This window comes from Enterobacter cloacae complex sp. S3, assembly GCF_014930495.1.
In the GTDB taxonomy this organism is placed as follows: domain Bacteria; phylum Pseudomonadota; class Gammaproteobacteria; order Enterobacterales; family Enterobacteriaceae; genus Enterobacter; species Enterobacter asburiae_B.
On record NZ_JADBRD010000039.1, the window covers coordinates 1 to 22,785 of the forward strand.

The following is a 22,785-nucleotide window of genomic DNA, read 5'->3' on the forward strand; positions in this document are numbered from 1 at the left end:
TATATAAGACACACTATGTTACTTAAAAAAATAGATATCAGCAAATTAAGTCATATAAATAGATAGATGAAGGTTATTGAGAGATAATCATCAATTTAGAATTCGGATTGCTTTCTTATAATGATGGTACAGCAAGATCAACACTGTGTAGCTCATGCAACTCCACTATGGTGCCGCTATAGTTGTTTCTGCGTGCCATCCAGCTTGCGATGAATAAGCGAAACCAACGTAAGGATGTCCAGCGCATCCAGTTCAGACATGGGCCAATTCTTCTTAGGCGCATGGGCTAGTGGATTGCGCACAGCACCGAATAGACCAATCAGTAGATTCGCAAAACCTTTCTGTTCGCTCTTTTCTGAGTCGGTGGTGAGCGATCCCAAAGTCAGAACAGGTTGTTGTCCGGTAAATGCCTTGTTCACCAAGTCAGCACCATCACCGCTCAACCCGGACAACTGACGAATACGTTCCGCAACCCCCTTCGTCGCCTCGAAGACGGCATGAAAATAGTTTTCGTCCAGAAGTTCGGCACGGCAATAGTTCAAAACTTCCGCATGCACAGCACGGCTTTCGAGTGCAGCCTTAAGTCGCCCGGCGCGGGCTCGAGCAGAATCCAGAGTCGTTACTTTAGCAGCGCTCGCGACCTTACCATCCTCACGGATATAAAAACCGGAAAAAGCCAGGACAACATTGAGTTCATCACGTCGCCAGGCAAACACCGATGGATCACGGGCGTAATTAACCGGGTTCATCGCACGGTTAATGAACATAATAAGATGGTTGCCGACCTGATACTGGTTCTGCGCACCTGCGAGCGCATTAAACAGACGTTTCCACTTTGTCATTCCTGGCGATGTGTCCGCAACTTTAATTTCTTGTAGCAGTCGCTCGATCTGCGACCCACTCAAGCCACGTTCGGTATCAGCAAGGACGCGACAGGCGGCCTCAAGGTGCTGAGAGTTGAATGATGGAATACGTATCATGAATTATCTTTCTATCACCTCTCAGACCCACTCGAGCGCCGTGATGATCGATTGCCCTTCGGTGCCGACCTCCACAAACAGAGCGTGCTCGTAACCAAGCTGCTGCTTATAACCTCGAAGTTTTAGTAGATCGATCTCTCTATCGACGCGACTCGTTGATTTTTTGAACTCCAAGACCAAATGATTCTGTCGTGTACCTCGGCGATGCACGATCACATCTGGAAATACTGTCTTTGCCTCAACGTCTTCGCTGTCTGGATAAAGTTCCAAATGTCTGAGCCGTTTAGGTTCAATGCTGTCCCGGTTGTATTCGCAATCTACAGTCCAACCGGGGAAACATTGCTGGAGGTACATCGCAAAGCGAAAGGTAATCGACCGTTCGTTAGCATCGATACCGAGAAGATCATGATCAATGAATAGTAGCTCGGACAATGCATGTGACACAGCTTCGCCTGGTGCATATTGGTTGAGGTAGTGAATTTGTTCCGGGGTCAGTGCCATCATCACATTCGCATACTTAAGAAATTATATTGGGCTTTCAAGAAGAATGAGTACGCTGTAGGTTCCATTTTTCATTGCCTAACTAAGGCTCACACTGAAGGAAGTATACACTGATTGAAACGTCGTGAGGATTCTCTGTCTCGCGTCGTCTAGCTCGTCAGCCACGCGTTGCGTGAGCGTAAACGTGGGGCAATCGGGCTGACCACATCCACAAGGTCTGATTTCCCCTTCCTTAAGCCGAGTTACGAAGATGCGCCGCAGTTGGTCGACCTGACGAACCACTTTTCCCATCACTGTCTGGATGCGTTGATTTTTGAGATGGTGGATCGAAGGAATGCGCCTGATCTCGACGCCCTCACGCGTTCTCCACAAACCTGTATTTAGTGCGCCAATGGTATCTTCGATTGCCTTCTGAAAAGCAGGGAGAGAACTTTCTTGTTGAAACGGTGTGCGAAATGCTGGCCGGTCAAATACGGAAGCCATCAGTTGCAGAACATCGGCGTCGGAAAGGTCGGGAAAATCATCCGTGAATTTTTGAATATCAGCTTCAACATCAGGAAACTCGACGCCCTGGACAAAACGGTGCAGCAGATATTCAGCACGAAGACGCAAGTTTTCTTCGAACTCTACGCCCGACCATATCGTTACATGCCTGACGCCTAGGGAAGCTGCTGCTTGCTCGATGCGCGTTCTGCCAGCATCCGAGACCGCACCACGAGAGACGAACTTAAAGACGTCTGGGACACTGCCAGTTGCTTTAATCGACTTACTCATGTCGCTCTTGGCTTTTGCCAGTGTCAACGTGTCTCGGTTCGCGCATTGGATGATGGTCTTACGTGCTGGCTGGTCATCAAATGGTTCAATACCCGAGATATCTCGCCCTTGATCACCTCCTGATTGACCGTGCCAAATCAGATCATGCCAACCCGCGCGCAGGTGGTATGCAAAAACAAGGCGCTCGAACTGGATACCACTGTAGTCCTCAAAATGAACCGGAGAAACCGTTATCGTCGCCATACTCGCTCCTTTTCTGCTGCTATTAGTCTTCGGTAAACCTTACTACGTCCCTGTGAATTTCCGCCGTTACCCAATGAAAAGCACCAAATATTGGTGGCAAACCTTGCTTCACCAAATGCCCACGGAGTTTGAAATGCAGAATAACTTATTAGTAAACTGGACGCGACAGCAGCACTGTAGCTCGCGCACAAAACAAATCTCCGGATCGAGTGTCCTTAACGACCTGTCTCAATTAATCAAAAACGGAGTTCTGCTATTTCTTAACACAATCCGTCGCCAAGAGCTGAGGCAGATTGAGATTGGCCTTGTAGCCAAAACGACTATCTACGAGATGGGTGCGGGATCTGGCCGAGATGGAAGAATGACTCAAAGTGCTCAAGTAAGCCCCTCGTGTTAACATCTGAAAGCCAGAAGTCCGTCTACAAATATGTAGATGATGCTACCCACTGATTGACTGTGTTTACCAAACAAATTTAGGGAAGAGACAAAGTCTATTAATTAATTTGACTGCTCCGCGTTGAGTGACACATTACGCCGTTAGCAACGCCTACTGCGGGCACAAAGCGGCCAGTCCTGTTGGCTGTCAGATCCGCTATGAGCAAAAAGTGGAAGCTCATAATTGTTCTCACCTCCGATGGTGCAATACGTAACTTACAGCGCGATAATCTGCAACGAGCCGATCGCTTGGTTCTGCCCTTGGATTAATTCCTAATGATTGATATTCACTTTGAATTTTGAAGACATTATACCGCTTGTAATTTCATAGCATAGTTGATGACAAATGATATTCCTGGTGGTTTAATTAAGTGATTGCCAACAGTTTAAAAGAGGAATTATGGGCACGGAAATTTCACTTAAGGTTTCAGGTGCAACGCTAGATTGGAGTAAAAATAGCTTAGGTGTTGATCATGGTGCATTGTTCCAGTCAACCGACCACATAATGATACCTCAGCACGAACGCTATGATCTGGAAGAAACCGATGAAATTGATGAAGAAAGACGCCTTCAGTGGACCGTACTCAGGAAGCCTCTTGCAGCAGTAGCTGAACGGGTTGAGTTACTTGGTTTTTCTCTTACTGCTATTCGTGCGGAATATGAAAATCTTGTAAAGCATGAGGTTTATCAAAGAAACGAAATGATTGAAGCCTATCCCGATAATTGGGAACCTTTAGAAAATCTTTTTAGTTTTGATGAGTTTCTGGGCTTACTTAAGAGCTATGATCTGGGGGAGTTAAACGATAAAGATATCGACTTTGATAATTCAAAAAAAACAGAGAATGATAATTTCATTTTGAAGTTATTCCCTAACGACATTTTAAAAAGAATTCCTCTCTATGATCCTTATAACAACTTTTACTGGTCAGAAAAAACAGCGTTTTTCAGTGTCATAAACATACTTCATCCATACTCTATGATCAAACTTTTAAGTGAAAACAAACATAATCTTAGTGAGTATGTCGAGTGGGACTATGGGGAAATAGTCGCTAACGGATGGGTTCACATTAACCAAATAAAAACTGAAATTAACCGTGAAAATTCTTTTCTCATAGCAACTGAAGGTTCCTCGGACTCACATATATTACAAAAGGCATTTAAGCTAATTAAGCCTAGCGTTTGTGAATTTTTTCGTTTCATCGATGTAACATCTGGCCATCCATTCCCCGGCACTGGGGGATTATCAAAGTTTGCTGAGGGATTAGTAAAAATTGATGTACAGAACCAAATCATTTTTGTACTCGACAATGATAGTGAAGGGGTTGAAGCTTTCAAGAAAATCATAAAGATGAAGCTTCCTCATAATATGAGTTGCATATGTCTTCCGGATCTTAAGGAGTTTGAAAGTTTCCCTACTTGTGGCCCAGACGGCCTAACCTTATCCAATATTAATGGAACTGCTGCCGCTATAGAGTGTTACTTGGATTTAACATATAGTGAATATGACTCATACATTGTTAGATGGACTAACTATAAAAAAGAGACCGGGATGTATCAAGGCGCACTTGAGTTTAAAGAGTATTACGCAAAAAGATATCTTGATACATCAGAAGTTAAGCTTATCGAAAGTAAATATGACACCTCCAAACTTGAGGCTTTGCTTAATGCGATCATTGATGCTTGTTCCAAATTATCTGGAGCAATACGTATTGAAAAAATAAAGAGTCACTATCCAAATATATGGACTGAAGAAAAAGTTTAACTCCATTGAATTATTTTTAACAACCTGAAAATAATATTGTGTATCACGTCATTCAAATATTACAATACGGCATATTGGGTGTCCGTTTCTGGCACAGAACAGACAGCCCTTATAGATGTGACAATAGTAGCGATCACCAAATGCACGAGACCGCTCTAATCAGTTTTGATTGGTGGTCATTCTGGTGGTCTTGACAGGAAGAGTTTTCAGGTTTAGCTTATTTATTAGCCAGCTACTGGCAAAGGCGATCCCAGTCAGAGGAGCCAAATTTGAAAAGCCTGCTTTTGAAGCAGGCTTTTTGCTTTTCTGCGTCACTGATGTTAATTCAGAATCGCATCCAGCCTGGCAAGCACTTCATTTATAACCGCGTCAGGTATACGTTCCAGCCGCATGCCGTTCCGGGCAGACATATCAATGGTTCTGGGCTGATCGCAGCGAATAACGCCCGTTGTTGTTGTTCCCGCCCCTTCCAGTGAAACGGTGAAACCTGCTGTACGTGCAAAGTTTCCGCCGCTGGTGACGGGAACCACTACCGGTAGCCGGGTCAGCTTGTTAAACGATGCCTTCGATACGATAAGTACCGGACGTTTTCCACTTTGCTCGTGGCCAGCAATCGGATCCAGTGAAACAAGCCAGATTTCCCCTCTGTCCATTTACAGGATCTCCCTGCCCACCGCAGGCGCATCGATCCATTCCCGCTCCTCTTCGCTCATTTCAGCGTGCGGATCGCACTGCGCCAGCAGTTCCTCAAGCGAATAGTGAGGCCGCTTCTGGGGTTCAATAATCAGGCAGCCATTATTAATGGTCATGCCGACTTCGCTGTCCGTCGACAGTTCCAGCGTTTTCAGCACGGCGGGAGGAACCGCCAGCATGATGGATCCGCCGACCTTTTTCAGACGAGTTGTATACATAGCGCACCTCCGGATATTATATTTTAATATAACATTCATGACGGGAAGTGCACAATTATTCATCAGATTCATGGTGATTTCCTTTTCGTATTTAGGTGTCCATAAAGCCGTTATCCATCGAAGGACAGTGCAGGCGGGAACGAAGCGCGGAACTAAGAAGGCTGATAATAGAAAACTGTTTTTGCGGTTCAAAGGATTATGGCGAATCGGATAAACGAAATGCGAGGCGGCTTCCGGATCGGAGCTGCGCCCGCTGTATTGTCTTTTGACCGTCGGAAAGACCCGTAACGCTTAGGGCAGCCTGGCAATCACCTTAATCTCAAAATGGAATCCGTACAGCCACGTCACGCCGATCCCGGTCAACGTCGGGTAAGGCGCTTCCCCCCAGTATTCTGGCAGGATACTCCAGATTGCGTCGAGGTTTGACTCGGGATCGACGACAAAGAGAGTAACGTCAACAATGTCATCGAACGTGCAGCCCGCAGCTGCGAGAACAGCATTAAGGTTATCGAATGCCAGCCGGATCTGCGCGTTGAGATCCTCTTCAGGCGAACCATCCTCCCGGCTACCTACCTGTCCAGAAACAAACAGGAAGCCGTTAGATTTGATGGCGGGTGAATAGCGATTGCGCTCGTAGAGCGCCTGCCGACCGAAGGGAAAAACGGCTTCGCGTGTTGTCATATTTGTGCCTCTGTAAGGGGGCGAAACCCGCCCGGTGAACATAAAGACACTTTACAGGTGCCAGCTCGGGCGGATAAACAAGCGACTTTGTCCATCATTGTTTGTAATATCCAAACAATCAGCGAAAAGAGAGGACTTGGGATGGATCGTTTCGATGCGATGCGCGCCTTTGCTCGCGTGGTGGAGGCAGGCAGTTTCACCAAGGCTGCCCAAACGCTTCATATGAGCAAAACCACGGTGACGCAGCTTATTCAACAGCTGGAAGCGCGCCTGCGCGTCAAGCTGCTCCATCGCACCACCCGCAGGCTCGGTGTAACTCCTGATGGCGCGGTCTACTACGAGCGCGTCATCCGCCTGCTGGCGGACATGGAAGATGCTGAAAACAGCCTGTCCAGTGCGACGATGACGCCCCGGGGACGACTACGGGTGGACATGCCCAGTCCGCTTGCCCGCCTTTTGCTGGTGCCCGCGCTACCGGCTTTTCACGCGCGCTACCCTGATATCCAGTTCGACATGGGCGTGAGTGACCGGGTGGTGGATCTGATCGGCGATAACGTGGATTGCGTCGTGCGCGGCGGGGAAATCAATGACCAGTCCCTGATCGCACGCCATGTCGGCGATTTGCAAATCGGTGTTTACGTCGCACCGAGCTATGTGGAACGCCTCGGCGCACCTGCGCATCCGCGAGAGCTGGAAAACACGGACCATCGCATAGTGGGATTCTTGTCCTCACGCACCGGTAAGGTTGATCCTCTGGTACTGCACGGTGAGAGCGAACATATTGAAATCACAGGCAGCTACGTGCTTGCAGTGGATGATGGCAATGCCTACCTCGAAGCCGGGCTCGCGGGATTAGGCGTGATTGCGCTACCCGTTTATATGGCTTCAGCGCATCAGGCATGTGGTTCCTTGATTCCGCTATTTGAAGACTGGCGTATTAACCCAATGCCCCTGTACCTGGCCTTTCCGCCGAACCGCCACGTTAACGCCAAACTGCGCGTTTTTATTGATTGGATCGTTGAATTGATGCAGCAGCATGTCCCCACTTCTACCCATAAGTAACTGCATCTATTCGCTCATCACCGCCGAGTGACGGTCATTCCGGCGGTTTTGAAGCAGGCTTTATGCTTTTCTGCCCTACAGCACAAACTCATAGTGCGAGCCGTCCGGCAGCTCCACATCAAGCCGCAGCTTTCCGCCCGCCGCCTCAACGTAGCGCTTGAGAGAAGAGAGTTTCAAATCGCGCCCGGGCTTTTCCATTACCGCAACGGTAGGTTGCCTGATACCCAACGCCTGCGCCATTTCTACCTGCGTTTTTTGTACTTTCTCACGTAACTCAGCAAGATGAATGTTGAGCAAAATATCCGTTGCTATCGCCTGAGCGCTGGCGACAACCTCCGGCTTTTCATCCGCTATAAGCTGCTCAAGGGTTCTTCCCATCGCGCTATTCCCTCTCTTTTAATCTATCCAGCCAGTGAGTGAATTCCTGGTCAGCAACGAGAAGCATCTCATCGTAGAATCGCCTTTCATTGCCGACCTTATTGCCAGCACAAAGCATGATGCCAGTACGGTTTGGATCAAAGGCGAAAAACGCCCGCAAGGGATCGCCCTTACTCTGAATACGTAGCTCTTTCATGTTGCTGTGACGAGAGCCTTTAAGCGTATCAGCGTAGGGTCTCGATAAACCCGGCCCCTTCTCTCGCAAAACAAGCAGTGCTGCAAGTACGCTGGCGCGATCGGTATCGTCAAGCGAAGTGAACCAGCGATCAAACCTGTCCGTCGTGTTAATTGCCCACACAAGAACTCCCATCCAATATAGATCAAAAGCTATATACATGCAAAGCTATAGCGTTGATTATGCAGAGATGGAAAAGCAGAATCTTGTGGGGTTACGGAAATACTGAATGCGTGCCGGAGTAATTCTATGTATCCCTTGTTGGATATTCATTTTGTTACGAGCAGCATCGGAAAAAGTTCAGCAGCCCAGCAACTGCCGCCAGGCCGCCACTTCCTCATCCAGCCACGCGATAAAAAGAGCCACCTCGGGCTTCGTCTCCGTTGACTGCGCTTTCACCAGCCAGTAAGGCCAGGGATACGGCGCGGTAATTGAGGTTAGCTGGACCAGTTCACCCCGGGTGATGGCATCCTGAACCAGAGAGCGGCGCTCCAGCGCGATGCCTTTCCCGAGCCGAACGGCTTCGATAATGATATTCGAGTCGTTAATGCACAAACCGCCAGGCACGATCTCTTTCTCCAGCCCCGCATTTACGCACCACGTTTTCCACGACTCCATGGAAAAAATAATATGACTTTTTGCAATCTCAGCCGGCGTAGCGGGCAGCACACCGTCGTTATAGCCGGGTGCGGCCACCACAATAAGCTCATCGGAAAAAAGGTACTGGCTTTCGCTCCCTTCCCAGTTTCCCTTCCCCATTCGTATCGCGATATCTGTTCCTTCCTGCTGCAGGCTGGTGACCGTCAGGCTGGCCTGGATCCGAAGGGTAATAAGCGGATATTTCGCCCGAAAGCGTTCCAGACGCGGCAACAGCCAGTGACATCCAAAAGACGGTACCATCGCCAGCGTCAGCTCCTGCTTTCTCGGCTTCACCTGTACAAGCCGGGTGGCATCTGCGATATGGTTCAACGCCTCGCGTACCTGTAAGGCATAGAGCCGCCCTTCTTCGTTAATCTGCACCCCGCGTCCCTGACGGATAAAGAGCTTTACGCCCACCATCTCCTCCAGCAGTTTGATCTGCTGGCTGATAGCGGAATGGGTAACGTGGAGTTCTTTCGCCGCCAGCGTCACGCTGCCAAGACGGGCGACGGCTTCAAAGCTTCGCAAACTGGCAATGGGTGGAAAATCCGACATGAAAGCTCTCCCTTATCCGCGCTGGATGTATAACGGCAACTTGCCCACATGTCAGTAATACTAACCTTTACGGTAAGATACTGAAGATATTCGCCAGGAAGTTTGTATTGTACTGTTTGTTCATCCTCTTCAATGAAGCGTTATTTCACAGAGACAGGAAAACGGCAACGATGATTAAGCTTGTTGGCATGATGGATTCACCTTATGTACGGCGCGTGGCGATTTCCCTTGAACTTTATGGCGTTGAGTTTGAAAGTCAGCCGCTGTCGGTATTCAGCACCTTCGACGCGTTCTCCCGAATCAACCCCGCGGTAAAAGCGCCGACGCTGATTCTGGATAACGGAATACGTTTGATGGACTCGTCATTGATATTGAATTATTTCGAGACTCAGGCCGCACCCGGGCGGAGACTTCTGCCCGTCGAGCCGGATGCGCTGGCAAACGATCTTCAGACGCTGGGCTTTATCCTCGCCGCCGCGGAGAAAGCCGTGCAAAATGTGTATGAGCACCACCAGCGCCCGGTGGAAAAGCAGCACGCTTTATGGGTCGAACGCATTACAACCCAGCTGCTGGCGGCCTGCCGGGAATGGAATGCCTTGCTGGAGACGCGTCCGACCTCCGCCGCTCCCGATCAGGTTGCCGTCACGAGCACGGTTGTCTGGACGTTTATTCAGTCGATGATCCCGCACGTCGTTAACGCAGCGGATTTTAGAGAGATTCAGGCGGTTGCCGAATCATTCGAATCACAGGCGGTATTTAAAAAATATCCGTTCAGCTAAGCGATGAGCCCGGTCAGCGCAGCGCTACCGGGCAAACCAGTACCTAAATCTGATAATCAATCGCCACTTCTTCCGGTTCCATCACCTGGCGTTTAATCTCATCCACCGACAGCCCGGCGTTACAGAGTTCGATAAAGCGCCACACGTAGTTGCGCTGCAGCTGCCCGCGCTTCAGGCCAAGCCATACGGTGTTGGCGTCGAACAGATGACGCGTATCAAGACGCACCAGGTTCCCGTCCTCGCGTTCTCCGCTGGACTGTTCCGCCACCAGACCAATGCCCAGACCCAGCTCGACGTAGGTTTTGATCACGTCAGAATCCTGCGCGCTCAGCACCACGTCCGGCGTTAGCCCTTTGCGGTTGAAGGCCTCGTCTATGCGCGAGCGTCCGGTGATCCCCTGGCGGTAGGTGATCAGCGGCCATTTCGCAACGTCTTCCAGCGTCAGAGGGGAAACCTGATTCAGCGGATGATCGACCGGGAGTAACAGGCTGTGGTACCAGCGGAACCAGGGAAAGGCCACCAGCAGCGGGTCGTTGCTCAGGCGTTCGCTGGCAATGCCGATATCCGCCCCACCGTTTTGCAGCAGCACTTCAATTTCCTGCGGCGTGCCCTGGATGAGCTCCAGACGGACGTCGGGGAAAAGTTCGCGGAACGCTTTAATCACCGGCGGCAGGCTGTAGCGCGCCTGGGTGTGGGTGGTGGCGATGGTGAGTACGCCCGAGGCGTCATTGGTAAAGAGATCCGCCAGACGACGCACGTTGCTGGCCTCGTTGAGGATCCGCTCAGCGATGGTGAGCAAAGCCTTACCCGGCTCCGTCATGCCGAGCAGCCGCTTGCCGCGACGGATAAAGATCTCTATGCCCAGCTCCTCTTCCAGCTCGCGGATGTGGCGGCTGACGCCGGACTGAGAGGTATAAAGCATATTGGCGACCTCGGTCAGGTTGTAGTCCCGCCTGGCCGCCTCACGGATAATTTTAAGTTGCTGGAAATTCACGGTTCACTCCGGCGCATCTGACATAGCTCTATTGTTAGAGTCAGCCGCGCTGCAGAACAAATAATAAAAACCAGCATCTTATGCTTTTATGGAATATCAGCTCACGAGCTGGAGTTCACGGTTCTCAAGCGACGGCTTGCTGACCAGCGACATCAAAATCTCTTTTACCGCCTGCGCCTGCGGCGTCAGCGAACCGCGTGCAGACATGTTCAGCGACAGCGGCAGGCTCATCGAAGGCGTGGTGATCCGCGCCATCCAGCCGTTTGCCGCGCTGCACAGCGAGCGGGCTGCAGATTCCGGCAGAACCGTCACGCCCATTCCGCTGGCAATGGCCGCGGTGAGCGTGGAGATTGAGTCAATTTCACCGATGATTTTTGCCGTCAGGCGGCGCAGGGAGAACGCTTCGTCCACGCGCACGCGCACGGCGCTGTAGTCGCGCGGCAGATAAAGGTTCATTTCTGCCACGGCGGTAAGGTCTACGCTCTGGCCCGGACAGTCGCGGGTGCCCACGAGGTAGAGATCTTCTTTCAGCAGCGGCTGGCTGGTGATGCCGGCAACCGGGGAGCGATCGTAAAGGACCGCCATATCCAGCTGCCCGTTGAGCAGTTTGTCATTCAGCACGGAACCGCTGTTTTCGTGCAGGTACACCAGCACTTCAGGCAGCTCGGCGCGAACGGCCTGCAGCAGCGGCATGGTAATAGAGGACGCGGCCGTTCCCGGCGCAAGGCCGATAGACACGTGCCCGCTCAGGGTCTGTCCCACGTTATTCACCGCCAGCTGCGCCTGTTCACACTGGCGAAGGATGGTGCGCGCATGGGTATACAGGATCTTGCCTGCTTCCGTTGGCGTGACGCCGCGTTTGGTGCGGATCAACAGCTGCTGATCCATCTCGCCTTCCAGAGTAGCCACCTGCTGGCTCAGCGCAGGCTGCGCGATATGCAGCACTTCTGCCGCTTGAGTCAGGCTGCCGATATCGACGATTTTTACGAAGTATTTCAGTCGTCTTAAGTTCATTTTGCCCCCTGTTCGAAATGCTGTGCCGGAACCGGCTGTCGTTGTTGAACAGGTTTTGCAATATGAATGCCACTTTTACCAGGCGGTCTAAATTGTTCGCTAAGCGCCTGAAAATAAGGAAACCTAATCATGGAGGGGGGTTTTATTACCGAAACAGCAGTTTATGATCTGCCCCATTAGGGGTATGCCCGCACCATGACGGTGCATTCCGCTGCCAAAAACATCACTTTGCCGATTTTGTCAGCAAACGATCAAAAGGCGTTGATCCACCCTTTGACAAGGCGAACGCAGGTCGATAATATGCGCCCCGTTCACACGATTCCTCTGTAGTTCAGTCGGTAGAACGGCGGACTGTTAATCCGTATGTCACTGGTTCGAGTCCAGTCAGAGGAGCCAAATTTGAAAAGCCTGCTTTTAAAGCAGGCTTTTTGCTTTTCTGCGCAAGGTAAATGCAAAACGGCAACCGGGTTGCCGTTTTTAGTGTTTGCACCCTCTCCCGCGGGAGAGGGCTGGGGTGAGGGCACCAGCCCGCGCTATCCCTTCACATGCCAATCTTAACCGGCATTCCCGACCGCCGTTCCAGTTCAGCGCCCGCGCCCTCGTTTATCAGCTGCGTCCGCTGCGCGGCTGAAATAGGCAGCGGCACTTTCCGGGTTGACTCAAACTCCGCGCGGTTACGCGATAATGGCTCGTGAACTTCTACCCAGCTGCTGCCGTCCGGCTCCGTGGTGACTTTAACGGGCCTGTCGATCAGCTGCACGCGGGTTCCCACGGGAACGTTATCGAAAAGATACTTGATGTCGTTATTACGCAGACGGATACAGCCCTGACTTACCCGCAGCCCGATGCCGAAATTCGAGTTTGTGCCGTGAATGGCATACAGCCTGCCGATATAAATCGCATACAGCCCCATCGGGTTATCCGGCCCGGCGGGCACGAATGCCGGCAGCGTTTTCCCTTCTGCCGCATAGGCACGGCGCGTATTCGGCGTCGGAGACCAGGTTGGCCCCTCCTGCTTACGCTCAACGGCCGTCACCCAGTTACGCGGGGTTTCACGCCCGGCCTGACCGATACCGATGGGCAGCACCTCAACGGTGTTACCGCCGGGCGGGTAGTAGTAGAGGCGCATTTCTGCCGCGTTAACGATAATGCCCTCGCGGACGGTGTCAGGCAAAATCAGCTGCTGGGGTATCACCAGCCGGGTGCCAGGTTTGGGCAAAAAAGGATCCACGCCCGGGTTTGCTTCCAGCAGGTTGCTCAGCCCCTGCCCGTGCTGCGCGGCAAAGGCTTCCAGAGGCAGCGTATTGCCTTCGGGAACGGTGATGATAATCGGGTTTCCCACCAGACGACTGCCTTCCGGCGGAAGCGTATAGGTTACGGCAAACGCACCGGGAACGGCGGCACACAGCGTAAGGACGAACCAGGTAAGTCGAATCATAGTTTTCTGCGCTCAAAAAAGAGAAAGCCCGGACTCAGGCAGGCTTTCTCAGTTTACGCTATTACGCCTCGGTTTTGCGCCACCTGCGCGTCAGCACTTTCTCCGCCTCGACAATAAGGAACATCACAAAACCAATCAGGAAGGTGATGACCCAGTAGCGGAACGGCAGCGCTTCGGTGCCAAACAGCATCTGCATGAACGGTGCATAAATGATAAGAAGCTGCAACGCCAGCAGTACGCCGCTCACGATCCAAATTCCTTTGTTCGCCAGCAGGCCTTTGCTCAGCGAGAAGCCGTCATTCACGCGACAGTTGAGCATGTAGAACCACTGCGCAGTGACCAGGGTTTGCAGCAGCACGGTGCGGATAAATTCTGCCGAGTAGCCGCGCGGCTGTAGCCAGGCTTCCAGCACGAAGGCGCTGATGGCAATCATCAGACCGACAAACACCACGCGCCAGATGGCATAGCCGTCCATCACATGGAGATTCGCCTTTCGCGGTGGCCGGTTCATGATGTCCTTCTCACCCGCTTCAAACGCCAGGCCAAACGACAGCGTTGCCGACGTCGCCATGTTCATCCACAGGATCAGGACCGGCGTCAGCGGGATCAGGTTCCCCGCCAGCAGCGCGATGATGATCAGCAGAGCCTGCGCGATGTTGCTGGGGATAACGAACAGAATGGTCTTTTTCAGGTTGTCGTAAACCCGGCGTCCCTCGTGCACCGCGCTGGCAATGGTGGCAAAGTTGTCATCCGTTAACACCATGTCGGCGGCTTCCTTGGTCACTTCCGTCCCCTTAATCCCCATGGCGATACCCACATCCGCCCGCTTGAGCGCCGGGGCATCATTTACGCCATCCCCGGTCATGCCCACGACTTCCTGTTTACTTTGCAGAGCCTGCACAAGGCGGAATTTATCCTCCGGGCTGGTTCGGGCGAAAATATCGTACTGCTGTGCGGCGTCGCTCAGCTGACGATCGTCCATCGCCTCCAGCTCACGTCCGGTGATAGCGCTTGCGGCGTTACCAATCCCCAACATTTGCCCAATGCTCATGGCCGTTTGCGGGTGGTCGCCGGTGATCATTTTCACGCGGATCCCGGCTTGCAGACAGTCGGCAATGGCGGTAATGGCCTCCGGACGCGGCGGATCCATCATTCCTGCGATACCCAGCAGGATCACGCCGTCATGCAGGTCCGGGTGATCCAGCTCGCGTTGTCCCTCGTGGGCAGGTTTCCAGGCCGCAGCCACCATGCGCAGCCCTTCACGGGCATACTCTTCAATCTTCCCTTCCCAGTAAGGCTGATCGAACGGCTGCAGTCCGTCATTCGTCTGCTGGTACTGGCAGAGGCGGAACAGGACGTCCGGCGCGCCGGTGATTAAAATCACCTCTTCATCGCCCAGCCGGTATAGGGTGGACATGTATTTATACTGCGAATCAAACGGGATTTTACTGCGCATTTCGGTGTCGACCGGTGGGAGCGGGATTTTCGCCGCCAGCACCTTCAGCGCGCCCTCGGTTGGGCCCCCGGTGATTTTCCACAGCCCCTGCTCGTCTTTGATCAGCTGGCTGTCATTACAGAGATCAATGGTGCGCAGGTAGCGTTCCAGCAGGGAACCCTGCGTCACGCTGACGGGCGTCGGGTCATCTACGGGGTGAATATTCCCCACCGGTTCGTAGCTGTCGCCCTCCACGCGATAGGTCGTGTCAGCGGTAATCACCGCTTTGACCGTCATTTCATTCATCGTCAGGGTGCCGGTTTTATCCGAGCAGATGACCGTCATCGCCCCCAGCGTTTCCACCGTAGGCAGCTTGCGAATGATGGCCTTGCGACGCGCCATGGCCTGTACGCCAAGCGAAAGGATGATGGAAATGATGGCCGGCAGGCCTTCCGGCACGGCGGCAACGGCGAGGCTAATAAGCGACAGCACCAGTTCAGAAACCGGCATATCCCGGAACAGGAGGCTAAAGACAAACAGCGCCACCATCATCACCAGGATAGTGATGAAGATGGTCTTACCGAGCTTATCCATCTGCACCATCAGCGGCGTGCGGTGTTTTTCAATGTCGGACATCATCTGATTGATGTGGCCCAGCTCGGTCTCGCCCCCGGTTGCCACCACCACGCCTTTACCGCCGCCGGAGCTGACGGTGGTGCCTGAGTAGAGCAGATTATACCGGTCACCTAAGGGCAGTTCCCCGCTTAACGCATCGCTGTTTTTCTCAACAACGGTGGATTCGCCGGTCAGGATGGCCTCCTCCACGCGAAGGTTATGCGCTTCAATCACGCGCAGGTCCGCAGGGATACGATCCCCGGCGCGGATCACCACGATATCTCCCGGGACCAGCGCCGTGGTGGGGATCGTTTCGTGATTCCCCTGTCGTACCACCACGGCTTCGCTGGAGAGCATATTGCGAATGCTCTGCAGCGATTTTTCAGCATTGCTCTCCTGGATATGGCCAATAAGCGCGTTAATGATGGCAACCCCAAGGATCACGAACATGTCTACCCAGTGGCCCATGAAGAGCTTAAGCAACGCGGCCACCAGCAGAACATAAATCAATACGTCGTTAAAATGCGCCAGGAAGCGCAGCCAGGCGGGTTTGCCCTTTTTTTGCGGTAACGCATTCTCACCGTGCTGCTGAAGCCGGGCTGATGCCTCAGTGCCGCTAAGGCCTTCCAGGGTGGAGTGAATATTCGACAGGGTTTCATCAACGGTTTGTTGATAATACGGACGTTCAGGTTTTCCTGTTTTCATCGTTCCTTCCTCAGGTTCTATTCAGAAATCACCTTGCTTCTCTGTAATTAACGAATAACGAAAACAGGAACATGTGCGTAACGAACAATACTTGCCGCCTCCGATCCTAACAAATGGGTTTGAATATTTGGATTTCGCGAGCCGACAATAATCGCGCCGACGGTAAGTTCATCCGCCAGCTTAATAACCTCATCACGAACATTCCCGCTACGGACGTGGAGATGAACACGCTCTTCTGGCAAATTTACTTTTTTGACCAGGTCAGACAGCTTTTCTTTCGAATTATTAATCATATATTCATCCATTTTGCGCGCATCTGAAATAAACCCACGCGTCAGTTCGGCTGAAAATTTGGGCATGACGTGCAGCAAATGAATGTCACCCGATGCGCTTTGCGCCAGAAACTGTGCATGCTGCAACGCTTTATCCGCAAGGCTTGTCTCGTAGACATCCACCGGAACGAGAATGTTTTTATACATATCGAGCATCCTTTTTATAACCAACACGAGAGTGAATGAAGCAAAAAAACGCATTAAATGCAGGGGTTTGCCCTTAATGCCAGTTACGGTAAAAAAAGATGATTAACATTAAACGTAGCACAGGAATATCAGGTTTAGCGCCTCCCCACTGATAATGGTTATTTAACATTTATCTTTTCGCCGACTATGCTCATAGTCAGCTACCGCTTCCGGCTCATGGAGGAATGTATGTATGGTTTAAGCCTGATCCGTCTGGGTATGTTTATTGCGCTTGCCATTATCGCCAGCACGGCGATTGGTTTATTTACCTATATGGTCGTCACTGTTCTGGCAGAATAGTGTCACCCCTGTCCAGGTTATGGAATAAATAAAACAGTTATTTATTAGGGGAATACAGTGAACCGCTACCTCTCTCTTTTACCGTTCGTTTTGTTAACGCTCACGGCGTGCGACCCGAAACCGAAGCAAGACTCCCCCCTTCCCAGGATGGTAAAAGTGGCGGAGGTGACGGTTCCCGGTCACGCCCAGCAGCGCGTTTTCCCCGCCCGCATTGAATCGGGCGATGCCACAGACCTTTCCTTCAAGCGCGCAGGTCAAATTGAAGCGCTCGATGTGCGTCAGGGCGCAGCCATCAAGCAGGGGCAACAGCTTGCCAGACTGAACGCCCGTGAAGCCCAGCAGCGGGTTAACGACAGACAAACGGCGGCGACGCTGGCCCAGAGGCAGTTCGATCGCTTCCAGACGCTGGCGGGCCGGCAGGCGATTTCGAAAGCGGAAATGGACGTGCAGCGTGCGAACCGCGATTCGGCGAATGCGGCGCTGCAGATTGCCCGGGAAGAGCTGAATCAGATGACGCTTGTCGCCCCCTTCAGCGGGACGGTGGCCAGCGTACATGTCCGAAATCATCAGGTGGTGTCCCCCGGTCAGCCCATTGCCACGTTAACCCGCACCGACCTGCTTGACGTGGTGTTCAGTATCCCCGAAAACCTGTTTAAGACCTTTGATATCCGCAACGCGCAGTATCGGCCCGTGGTGAGAATTAACGCCATTCCGGATCGGGAATTTACCGCCGTCTACAAAGAGCATTCGGGCAGCAGCGACAGCAATACCCTGACCTGGCAGGTGATACTCACCATGCCGCGGCCAGATGATTTTCCCGCCGTCGGTGGCATAAGCGGTACGGTGACCATCAATTTAACCAACCTTCCGGCTGGCGTGGGCGCTCAGGCGCTGGTCGTACCGGTTGAGGCAGTCTTTAACCCGGATAACAGCCCGCGCAATGAGCCGCACGTCTGGGTCGTAACGGGCGAAGGCGACGCGCTCCATCTTGAAGACCGCAAGGTCAGCGTGGGGCAAGTGAGCACCGAAGGCGTGGTGATCACCAGCGGGCTTAAGGCGGGCGAACGCGTGGTGGCCGCGGGCGTTGGGGAGCTCCATGCTAACCAGCCGGTGCGTATCTGGACGCGTGAACGGGGACTGTAATGGATATCTCTCGTCAATTTATCAATAACCCTGTTCGCGTCTGGCTAACGATCCTGCTGCTGGGCATCGGGGGGATTTTTGCCCTGTTGAATATCGGCAGGCTGGAAGATCCCGCCTTTACCATCAAAACCGCAGTGGTGGTCACCCACTACCCCGGCGCATCCGCTCAGCAGGTTGAAGAAGAGGTGACGCTTCCGCTGGAGAATGCCCTTCAGCAGTTGCCTTATCTGGATAACGTCAGCTCTATCTCGTCAAACGGTCTGTCGCAAATCACCGTTAACATCGCGTCACGCTATCACTCGAACGAGCTGCCGCAGATCTGGGATGAACTGCGCCGCCGCGTGGGCGATGCCTCGCGTCAGTTCCCGCCCGGCGTCGTCACGCCCTTTGTAAATGACGATTTCGGAGATGTGTTCGGCTTCTTCTTCGCCATTTCCGGGAATGAATTCAGTAACCCTGAACTGGTGAGATACGCGGAGCAGCTTCGCCGCGAGTTAATTCTGGTCCCCGGGGTTGCGAAGGTCGCCATCGGTGGGGCGATTAGCCAGCAGGTCAACATCGATATCTCCCTGAGCAAAATGGCCGCGCGCGGCATTACGCTGAACCAGCTTTCCGCCCTGCTCAGCAGACTTAACGTTGTTTCCAGCGCAGGAGAAATCACCTCCGGCACCGAATCCATTCGCCTGCACCCGACCGGCGAGTTCGGGAATCTTGATGAACTGGCGGATCTCATCATCACGCCTTCCGGCACCGGGGCGGCGACGCGTCTGCGGGATATCGCCACGCTGTCGCGCGGGCTGAACGAATCGCCAGCGAGTATCTACCATGCCAACGGCAAAAAAGCCGTCACCATGGGCGTCTCGTTTATTCCCGGCGTGAACGTTATCGACGTGGGCCACGCGCTGGAGGCGAAGCTAAACCAGATGTCGGCGGAAAAACCGGCGGGCATACAGATAGACCTGTTTTACGATCAGGCAGCCGAAGTGGGCCACTCTGTTAACGGTTTTATTATTAACTTCCTGATGGCGCTGGCGATTGTCATCGGCGTGCTGCTGATCTTTATGGGCGTACGCAGCGGGATCATCATTGCGGTTTCTCTCGCCCTTAACGTGCTGGGCACGCTGCTGATTATGTATCTGTGTGGCATTGAGCTACAGCGCATCTCGCTTGGGGCGCTGATTATCGCCCTCAGCATGCTGGTGGATAACGCCATCGTGATTGTCGAAGGGGTGCTGATTGCCCGACAGCAGGGCTCCCCGCTGTTAACCGCCGTAAAATACATCATCCGCCGCTCCGCCCTGCCGCTGCTGGGGGCGACGGTGATTGCCATCCTGGCGTTTGCTCCTATCGGGCTGTCGCAGGATTCCACCGGGGAATACTGTAAATCCCTGTTCCAGGTGCTGCTGATTTCCCTGATGCTGAGCTGGTTCTCGGCGCTCACCCTCACCCCGGTGCTGATTAAGTGGTGGTTGTTTAAAAACGACAGCGCGCCCGATAAAACCGACGAGTCAGATCCTTACGACAAACGACTCTACCGCGCCTACCAGCGCCTGCTTAACACGCTGTTGCACCATAAGGCACCGACGCTCATTGTGATGGCTGCGCTGCTGGCAGCGTCTGTCTGGGGCTTCGGCGCCGTACGGCAAAACTTTTTCCCGTCGTCTAATACGCCGATTTTCTTTGTCGACCTGTGGTTACCCTACGGTACCGATATCAAGTGGACTGAGAAAATGACCGGCGATATCGAAAAAACCATTAACGGCCAGCCTGGCGTGGAGACCACCGTCTCAACCATTGGTCAGGGAAGTATGCGCTTTATTCTGACCTACAGCGGACAGCGCCAGTACAGCAACTATGCGCAGATCATGGTGCGCATGGACGACCAGCGCAACATCTCCGCCCTGACGCGCCACGTGGACGAGTACATCGCCCGAAACTATCCGCAGGTCAACGCCAGCACCAAACGCGTGATGTTTGGCCCCTCCGGCGACAGCGCCATTGAGGTGCGCATTAAAGGCCCCGACCCTGACCGGCTGCGCCTGATTGCCAGCCAGGTGGACGATATCCTCACGCGCGACCCGGCCACGGGCAGCGTCAGGAACGACTGGCAAAACCGCAGCAAGGTGATCCGCCCACAGTACGTTGCCGCCCTTGGCCGCGAGCTTGGCGTAGATAAGCAGGACGTTGATAACGCGCTGGAGATGAACTTCTCCGGCAGCCGGGCGGGGCTGTACCGGGAAGGCAGCGACCTGCTCCCGGTCGTGGTGCGCCCGCCTGAGAGCGAACGGCTGGACGCCAGTCACCTGAACAACGTGCTGGTCTGGAGCCAGACGCGGCAGCAGTATATCCCGCTGAGTAACGTCGTCAGCCGCTTCTCGCTGGAGTGGGAAGATCCGCTCATCCTTCGACGCGACCGCTCGCGGGTGCTGACGGTGCAGACGGACCCAGACCCGCTGAGCCAGCAAACCTCCGGGGACATTCTCGCCCGGGTGAAGCCGCAAGTGGATGCCCTTCCCCTGCCACACGGCTACAGCATCGAGTGGGGGGGCGACGCGGAAAACTCCAGCGAAGCGCAGCAGGGGCTATTCACTACGCTACCTCTCGGGTATCTGGTGATGTTTGTCATTACGGTGCTGATGTTCAGTTCGGTGAAAAATGCGGTCGCTATCTGGCTGACCGTACCGCTGGCGCTGATTGGCGTGACGCCGGGATTTTTACTTACCGGCATTCCCTTTGGCTTTATGGCGCTGATTGGTCTGCTGAGCCTGAGCGGAATGCTCATCCGCAACGGCATCGTGCTGGTGGAAGAGATCGAGCAGCAGAAAACGCAGCAGGATCAGCACAGCGCGATCGTGTACGCCGCGACCTCACGTCTGCGCCCCATCCTGCTCACCGCGTTCACGACCGTACTTGGCCTGGCTCCGCTGCTGCTGGACGTTTTCTTCCAGAGCATGGCCGTTGTGATTATGTTTGGACTGGGGTTTGCTACAATCCTGACGCTGCTGGTACTCCCCGTGATCTATGCGTGTTTCCATCGTAAGGACGAAGCCAAACAACAATGAATGCGACAGGGCTGAACATTATCAAGACGCTGGGCTGTATGACGGCGGTGACCTTCTTTACCATCTACAACACCTGGGATCATTATGATTATGACTATCACTGGATCCTGGGGTTTTTAACCTTTATTTCGACGATCGCCACACCGCTGTTTTTTGTCGTTGCGGGCTATCTCGACGGACAATCACGGCACGGCACCCGCTGGCAGCTCGGTAAAATTAAAAGTCTGGTGATTGTTTTTCTGTTCTGGATAACGATCTACTACCTGTGGGAGCCCTATCAGCGCGGGTATTTAATCCAGCCCTGGTTCGTGTTTGCGTTTGTGGTGATTTACACCTTCCACCCGGTGGTGGAGTGGCTCAGCCAGCGGCGAAGGCTGTTCTGCGGCGCGATCGCTGCCCTGCTGCTCTTTTCCTACGGATACGATCTGCTGTCAGCGCTCTATCCTGGAACGCACGTCCTTTCTCTTTCACCGCAGTATCGGCTGTGGACGTGGCTGCTGTTTTATCTGACGGGGCAACTCTTTTGCGACCCGAAAATTGCCGAGTGGATTAGCCGCAAAAATGTGGTCAGGGCGGCGGTTGTCGCCATCCCGTTTATCTACCTCTTCACCTGGTTTTACGAGCGCCACTTCTTCTTCGCGCTGTTCAAGGCGGACAGAAACGCCTTTATTCTCACCGGCTCGCAGATTTACATTTTGATCATCGCGCTGGTGATTGCGGCGAACGGCGTGCGCTTTCGCCGCAATGCTGAATTTAAGGAGTCCATTCTGGCCGCCATCAGCAAAACGATGACCGGCGTGTATATTGTGCACTACTCGGTGTTTCATCTGCTGACGGCGCTGATACCGGTGACCTCTCTCGGTATGAAGCTGGCGCTGATTGTGCTCACCTTCGTCACCTCAGTTCTGTTCTCCATGCTGGTATTGTCTAACGCCGTGGCAAAAAAGGTGATCACCCTTTAGAAGCCCAAGCGCAGCCAGGCAAAGAGCACGTTGCCGTTGTTATAGGTTCCTGGAATATAGGTGAACTGGACGGTAACGCGCTTATACCCGGCCGAAAACAGCGGGAAGATGAACGGTAGCGGGACATAGTTTGCAAAATCATCTCGCGCCGTGATGCCAGCCGCGGCACCGAGCCCAAGACGGAAATCTTTGGCATCATCCAGATACCAGCCCTTCTCCCAGCCATAGCCCATCGCGGGCTGCCATTCGTTGTGCGAGTCCTTGAACATCATTGCGAACAGCGCGCTCCAGTTGCCCTCTTCGTTATAGCGGGAAACGCCCAGCCCGCCGCCCCACGGCATTTCATTGTAATTGTCGGTTTTTTCTTTGTCGTACATAAAGCGAGCGTGCCAGCTCAGAAACGGCAGGTACAGGTCGTAACGTTGGGGCTCTTCCCAGGTTTGCGAAATATCATCCGTCAGCGCATTCCACCAGCCGCTGATACGCTGTTCACCATAGACGTTGGGCTCCGCATGAAGCGGTGCGACGAATAAAAACAGGACCATCCAGAATGCCGAAAAGGTGCGTTGCATCGTTATTCCCTCAGCTTAACTTACGCAGCGGTCACTATTACTGTAAACCATTCAGCCTTTAACAGAGCCAGAAGACGCAATTATCTCGCTGA

Annotated in this window: 22 protein-coding genes and 1 tRNA gene; 8 read left to right on the forward strand and 15 right to left on the reverse strand. The window is 53.2% G+C overall.

Features of this window, described 5'->3' with window-relative positions; translation table 11 throughout:
* Nucleotides 1-176: 176 nt before the first annotated feature.
* The 3 genes from IM317_RS19995 to IM317_RS20005 form a co-directional block, all read right to left on the reverse strand.
* Entirely contained in the window at nt 177-980 is an 804-nt protein-coding gene (locus IM317_RS19995) for a TIGR02391 family protein (RefSeq protein ID WP_003036327.1), read from the reverse strand.
* 21 nt (nt 981-1,001) lie between these two features.
* Nucleotides 1,002-1,481 (reverse strand): hypothetical protein, encoded by a 480-nt coding sequence (locus IM317_RS20000; protein WP_031617716.1) that lies wholly within the window; start codon nt 1,479-1,481, stop codon nt 1,002-1,004.
* A 78-nt stretch (nt 1,482-1,559) separates the two neighbouring features.
* Nucleotides 1,560-2,498, reverse strand: coding sequence for a hypothetical protein (locus IM317_RS20005; RefSeq protein ID WP_003036321.1), 939 nt, complete (start codon nt 2,496-2,498; stop codon nt 1,560-1,562).
* An 835-nt stretch (nt 2,499-3,333) separates the two neighbouring features.
* Here IM317_RS20005 and IM317_RS20010 point away from each other — a divergent pair.
* Both IM317_RS20010 and IM317_RS24020 read left to right on the forward strand, forming a co-directional pair.
* Complete coding sequence (locus IM317_RS20010; protein WP_003036316.1) at nt 3,334-4,695, forward strand: HEPN/Toprim-associated domain-containing protein; 1,362 nt, start codon at nt 3,334-3,336, stop codon at nt 4,693-4,695.
* 169 nt (nt 4,696-4,864) lie between these two features.
* Nucleotides 4,865-5,059: a hypothetical protein gene (locus tag IM317_RS24020; RefSeq protein ID WP_080277779.1), complete on the forward strand. Its 195-nt coding sequence runs from the start codon at nt 4,865-4,867 to the stop codon at nt 5,057-5,059.
* On the opposite strand, the gene IM317_RS20015 is transcribed toward IM317_RS24020, so the two are convergent.
* The 3 genes from IM317_RS20015 to IM317_RS20025 all read right to left on the reverse strand — a co-directional run bounded on the left by IM317_RS20015 (nt 5,016) and on the right by IM317_RS20025 (nt 6,287).
* Entirely contained in the window at nt 5,016-5,348 is a 333-nt protein-coding gene (locus IM317_RS20015) for a type II toxin-antitoxin system PemK/MazF family toxin (protein ID WP_033145927.1), read from the reverse strand. The two genes, IM317_RS24020 and IM317_RS20015, sit on opposite strands and share 44 nt — an antisense overlap.
* A complete protein-coding gene (locus IM317_RS20020) occupies nt 5,349-5,606 on the reverse strand; it encodes an antitoxin (protein WP_033145928.1) in 258 nt (85 codons plus the stop codon). It lies immediately after the preceding gene.
* A gap of 291 nt (nt 5,607-5,897) precedes the next feature.
* On the reverse strand, nt 5,898-6,287 hold the full coding sequence (locus tag IM317_RS20025; RefSeq protein ID WP_033145929.1) for a RidA family protein: 390 nt from the start codon (nt 6,285-6,287) through the stop codon (nt 5,898-5,900).
* A gap of 141 nt (nt 6,288-6,428) precedes the next feature.
* Between IM317_RS20025 and IM317_RS20030 the strand changes: the two genes are divergently transcribed.
* Nucleotides 6,429-7,349: a LysR family transcriptional regulator gene (locus IM317_RS20030; protein WP_033145930.1), complete on the forward strand. Its 921-nt coding sequence runs from the start codon at nt 6,429-6,431 to the stop codon at nt 7,347-7,349.
* A 75-nt stretch (nt 7,350-7,424) separates the two neighbouring features.
* On the opposite strand, the gene IM317_RS20035 is transcribed toward IM317_RS20030, so the two are convergent.
* The 3 genes from IM317_RS20035 to IM317_RS20045 all read right to left on the reverse strand — a co-directional run bounded on the left by IM317_RS20035 (nt 7,425) and on the right by IM317_RS20045 (nt 9,156).
* Nucleotides 7,425-7,727: an XRE family transcriptional regulator gene (locus IM317_RS20035; protein WP_029741460.1), complete on the reverse strand. Its 303-nt coding sequence runs from the start codon at nt 7,725-7,727 to the stop codon at nt 7,425-7,427.
* 4 nt (nt 7,728-7,731) lie between these two features.
* The gene (locus IM317_RS20040) at nt 7,732-8,085 is read right to left on the reverse strand and encodes a type II toxin-antitoxin system RelE/ParE family toxin (protein ID WP_033145931.1); all 354 of its coding nucleotides are present in this window, start codon (nt 8,083-8,085) and stop codon (nt 7,732-7,734) included.
* Nucleotides 8,086-8,262: 177 nt separating this feature from the next.
* On the reverse strand, nt 8,263-9,156 hold the full coding sequence (locus IM317_RS20045; RefSeq protein ID WP_033145932.1) for a LysR substrate-binding domain-containing protein: 894 nt from the start codon (nt 9,154-9,156) through the stop codon (nt 8,263-8,265).
* A gap of 170 nt (nt 9,157-9,326) precedes the next feature.
* Between IM317_RS20045 and IM317_RS20050 the strand changes: the two genes are divergently transcribed.
* Nucleotides 9,327-9,935: a glutathione S-transferase family protein gene (locus IM317_RS20050; RefSeq protein ID WP_080277780.1), complete on the forward strand. Its 609-nt coding sequence runs from the start codon at nt 9,327-9,329 to the stop codon at nt 9,933-9,935.
* Between the two features lie 43 nt (nt 9,936-9,978).
* Here IM317_RS20050 and cbl read toward each other — a convergent pair whose 3' ends face one another.
* Together cbl and nac are read right to left on the reverse strand one after the other, a co-directional pair.
* A complete protein-coding gene (gene cbl, locus IM317_RS20055; protein WP_023336219.1) occupies nt 9,979-10,929 on the reverse strand; it encodes an HTH-type transcriptional regulator Cbl in 951 nt (316 codons plus the stop codon).
* Nucleotides 10,930-11,025: 96 nt separating this feature from the next.
* A complete protein-coding gene (gene nac, locus IM317_RS20060) occupies nt 11,026-11,943 on the reverse strand; it encodes a nitrogen assimilation transcriptional regulator NAC (protein ID WP_033145933.1) in 918 nt (305 codons plus the stop codon).
* Between the two features lie 320 nt (nt 11,944-12,263).
* Here nac and IM317_RS20065 point away from each other — a divergent pair.
* Nucleotides 12,264-12,339 (forward strand) — tRNA-Asn (locus IM317_RS20065).
* 145 nt (nt 12,340-12,484) lie between these two features.
* On the opposite strand, the gene ldtA is transcribed toward IM317_RS20065, so the two are convergent.
* The 3 genes from ldtA to IM317_RS20080 all read right to left on the reverse strand — a co-directional run bounded on the left by ldtA (nt 12,485) and on the right by IM317_RS20080 (nt 16,615).
* Nucleotides 12,485-13,381 (reverse strand): L,D-transpeptidase, encoded by an 897-nt coding sequence (ldtA, locus tag IM317_RS20070; protein ID WP_033145934.1) that lies wholly within the window; start codon nt 13,379-13,381, stop codon nt 12,485-12,487.
* Nucleotides 13,382-13,442: 61 nt separating this feature from the next.
* Entirely contained in the window at nt 13,443-16,136 is a 2,694-nt protein-coding gene (locus tag IM317_RS20075; RefSeq protein ID WP_033145935.1) for a cation-transporting P-type ATPase, read from the reverse strand.
* Between the two features lie 47 nt (nt 16,137-16,183).
* Complete coding sequence (locus IM317_RS20080) at nt 16,184-16,615, reverse strand: universal stress protein (protein WP_023312348.1); 432 nt, start codon at nt 16,613-16,615, stop codon at nt 16,184-16,186.
* Between the two features lie 396 nt (nt 16,616-17,011).
* Here IM317_RS20080 and IM317_RS20085 point away from each other — a divergent pair, with 396 nt between their 5' ends.
* Genes IM317_RS20085 through IM317_RS20095 form a run of 3 tightly spaced genes read left to right on the forward strand, consistent with a single transcriptional unit; the run spans nt 17,012 to nt 22,121 of the window.
* Nucleotides 17,012-18,097 (forward strand): efflux RND transporter periplasmic adaptor subunit, encoded by a 1,086-nt coding sequence (locus tag IM317_RS20085; RefSeq protein WP_033145936.1) that lies wholly within the window; start codon nt 17,012-17,014, stop codon nt 18,095-18,097.
* Nucleotides 18,097-21,159: an efflux RND transporter permease subunit gene (locus IM317_RS20090; RefSeq protein WP_033145937.1), complete on the forward strand. Its 3,063-nt coding sequence runs from the start codon at nt 18,097-18,099 to the stop codon at nt 21,157-21,159. Before IM317_RS20085 ends, IM317_RS20090 begins: the two co-directional genes overlap by 1 nt.
* Nucleotides 21,156-22,121 (forward strand): acyltransferase, encoded by a 966-nt coding sequence (locus IM317_RS20095; RefSeq protein WP_033145938.1) that lies wholly within the window; start codon nt 21,156-21,158, stop codon nt 22,119-22,121. The genes IM317_RS20090 and IM317_RS20095 overlap by 4 nt, the downstream gene beginning before the upstream one ends.
* Here IM317_RS20095 and pagP read toward each other — a convergent pair.
* Nucleotides 22,118-22,693 carry a lipid IV(A) palmitoyltransferase PagP gene (gene pagP / locus IM317_RS20100; protein ID WP_033145939.1) on the reverse strand — a complete coding sequence of 192 codons (576 nt, stop codon included), beginning with the start codon at nt 22,691-22,693 and terminating at the stop codon, nt 22,118-22,120. The two genes, IM317_RS20095 and pagP, sit on opposite strands and share 4 nt — an antisense overlap.
* Nucleotides 22,694-22,785: the final 92 nt, after the last annotated feature.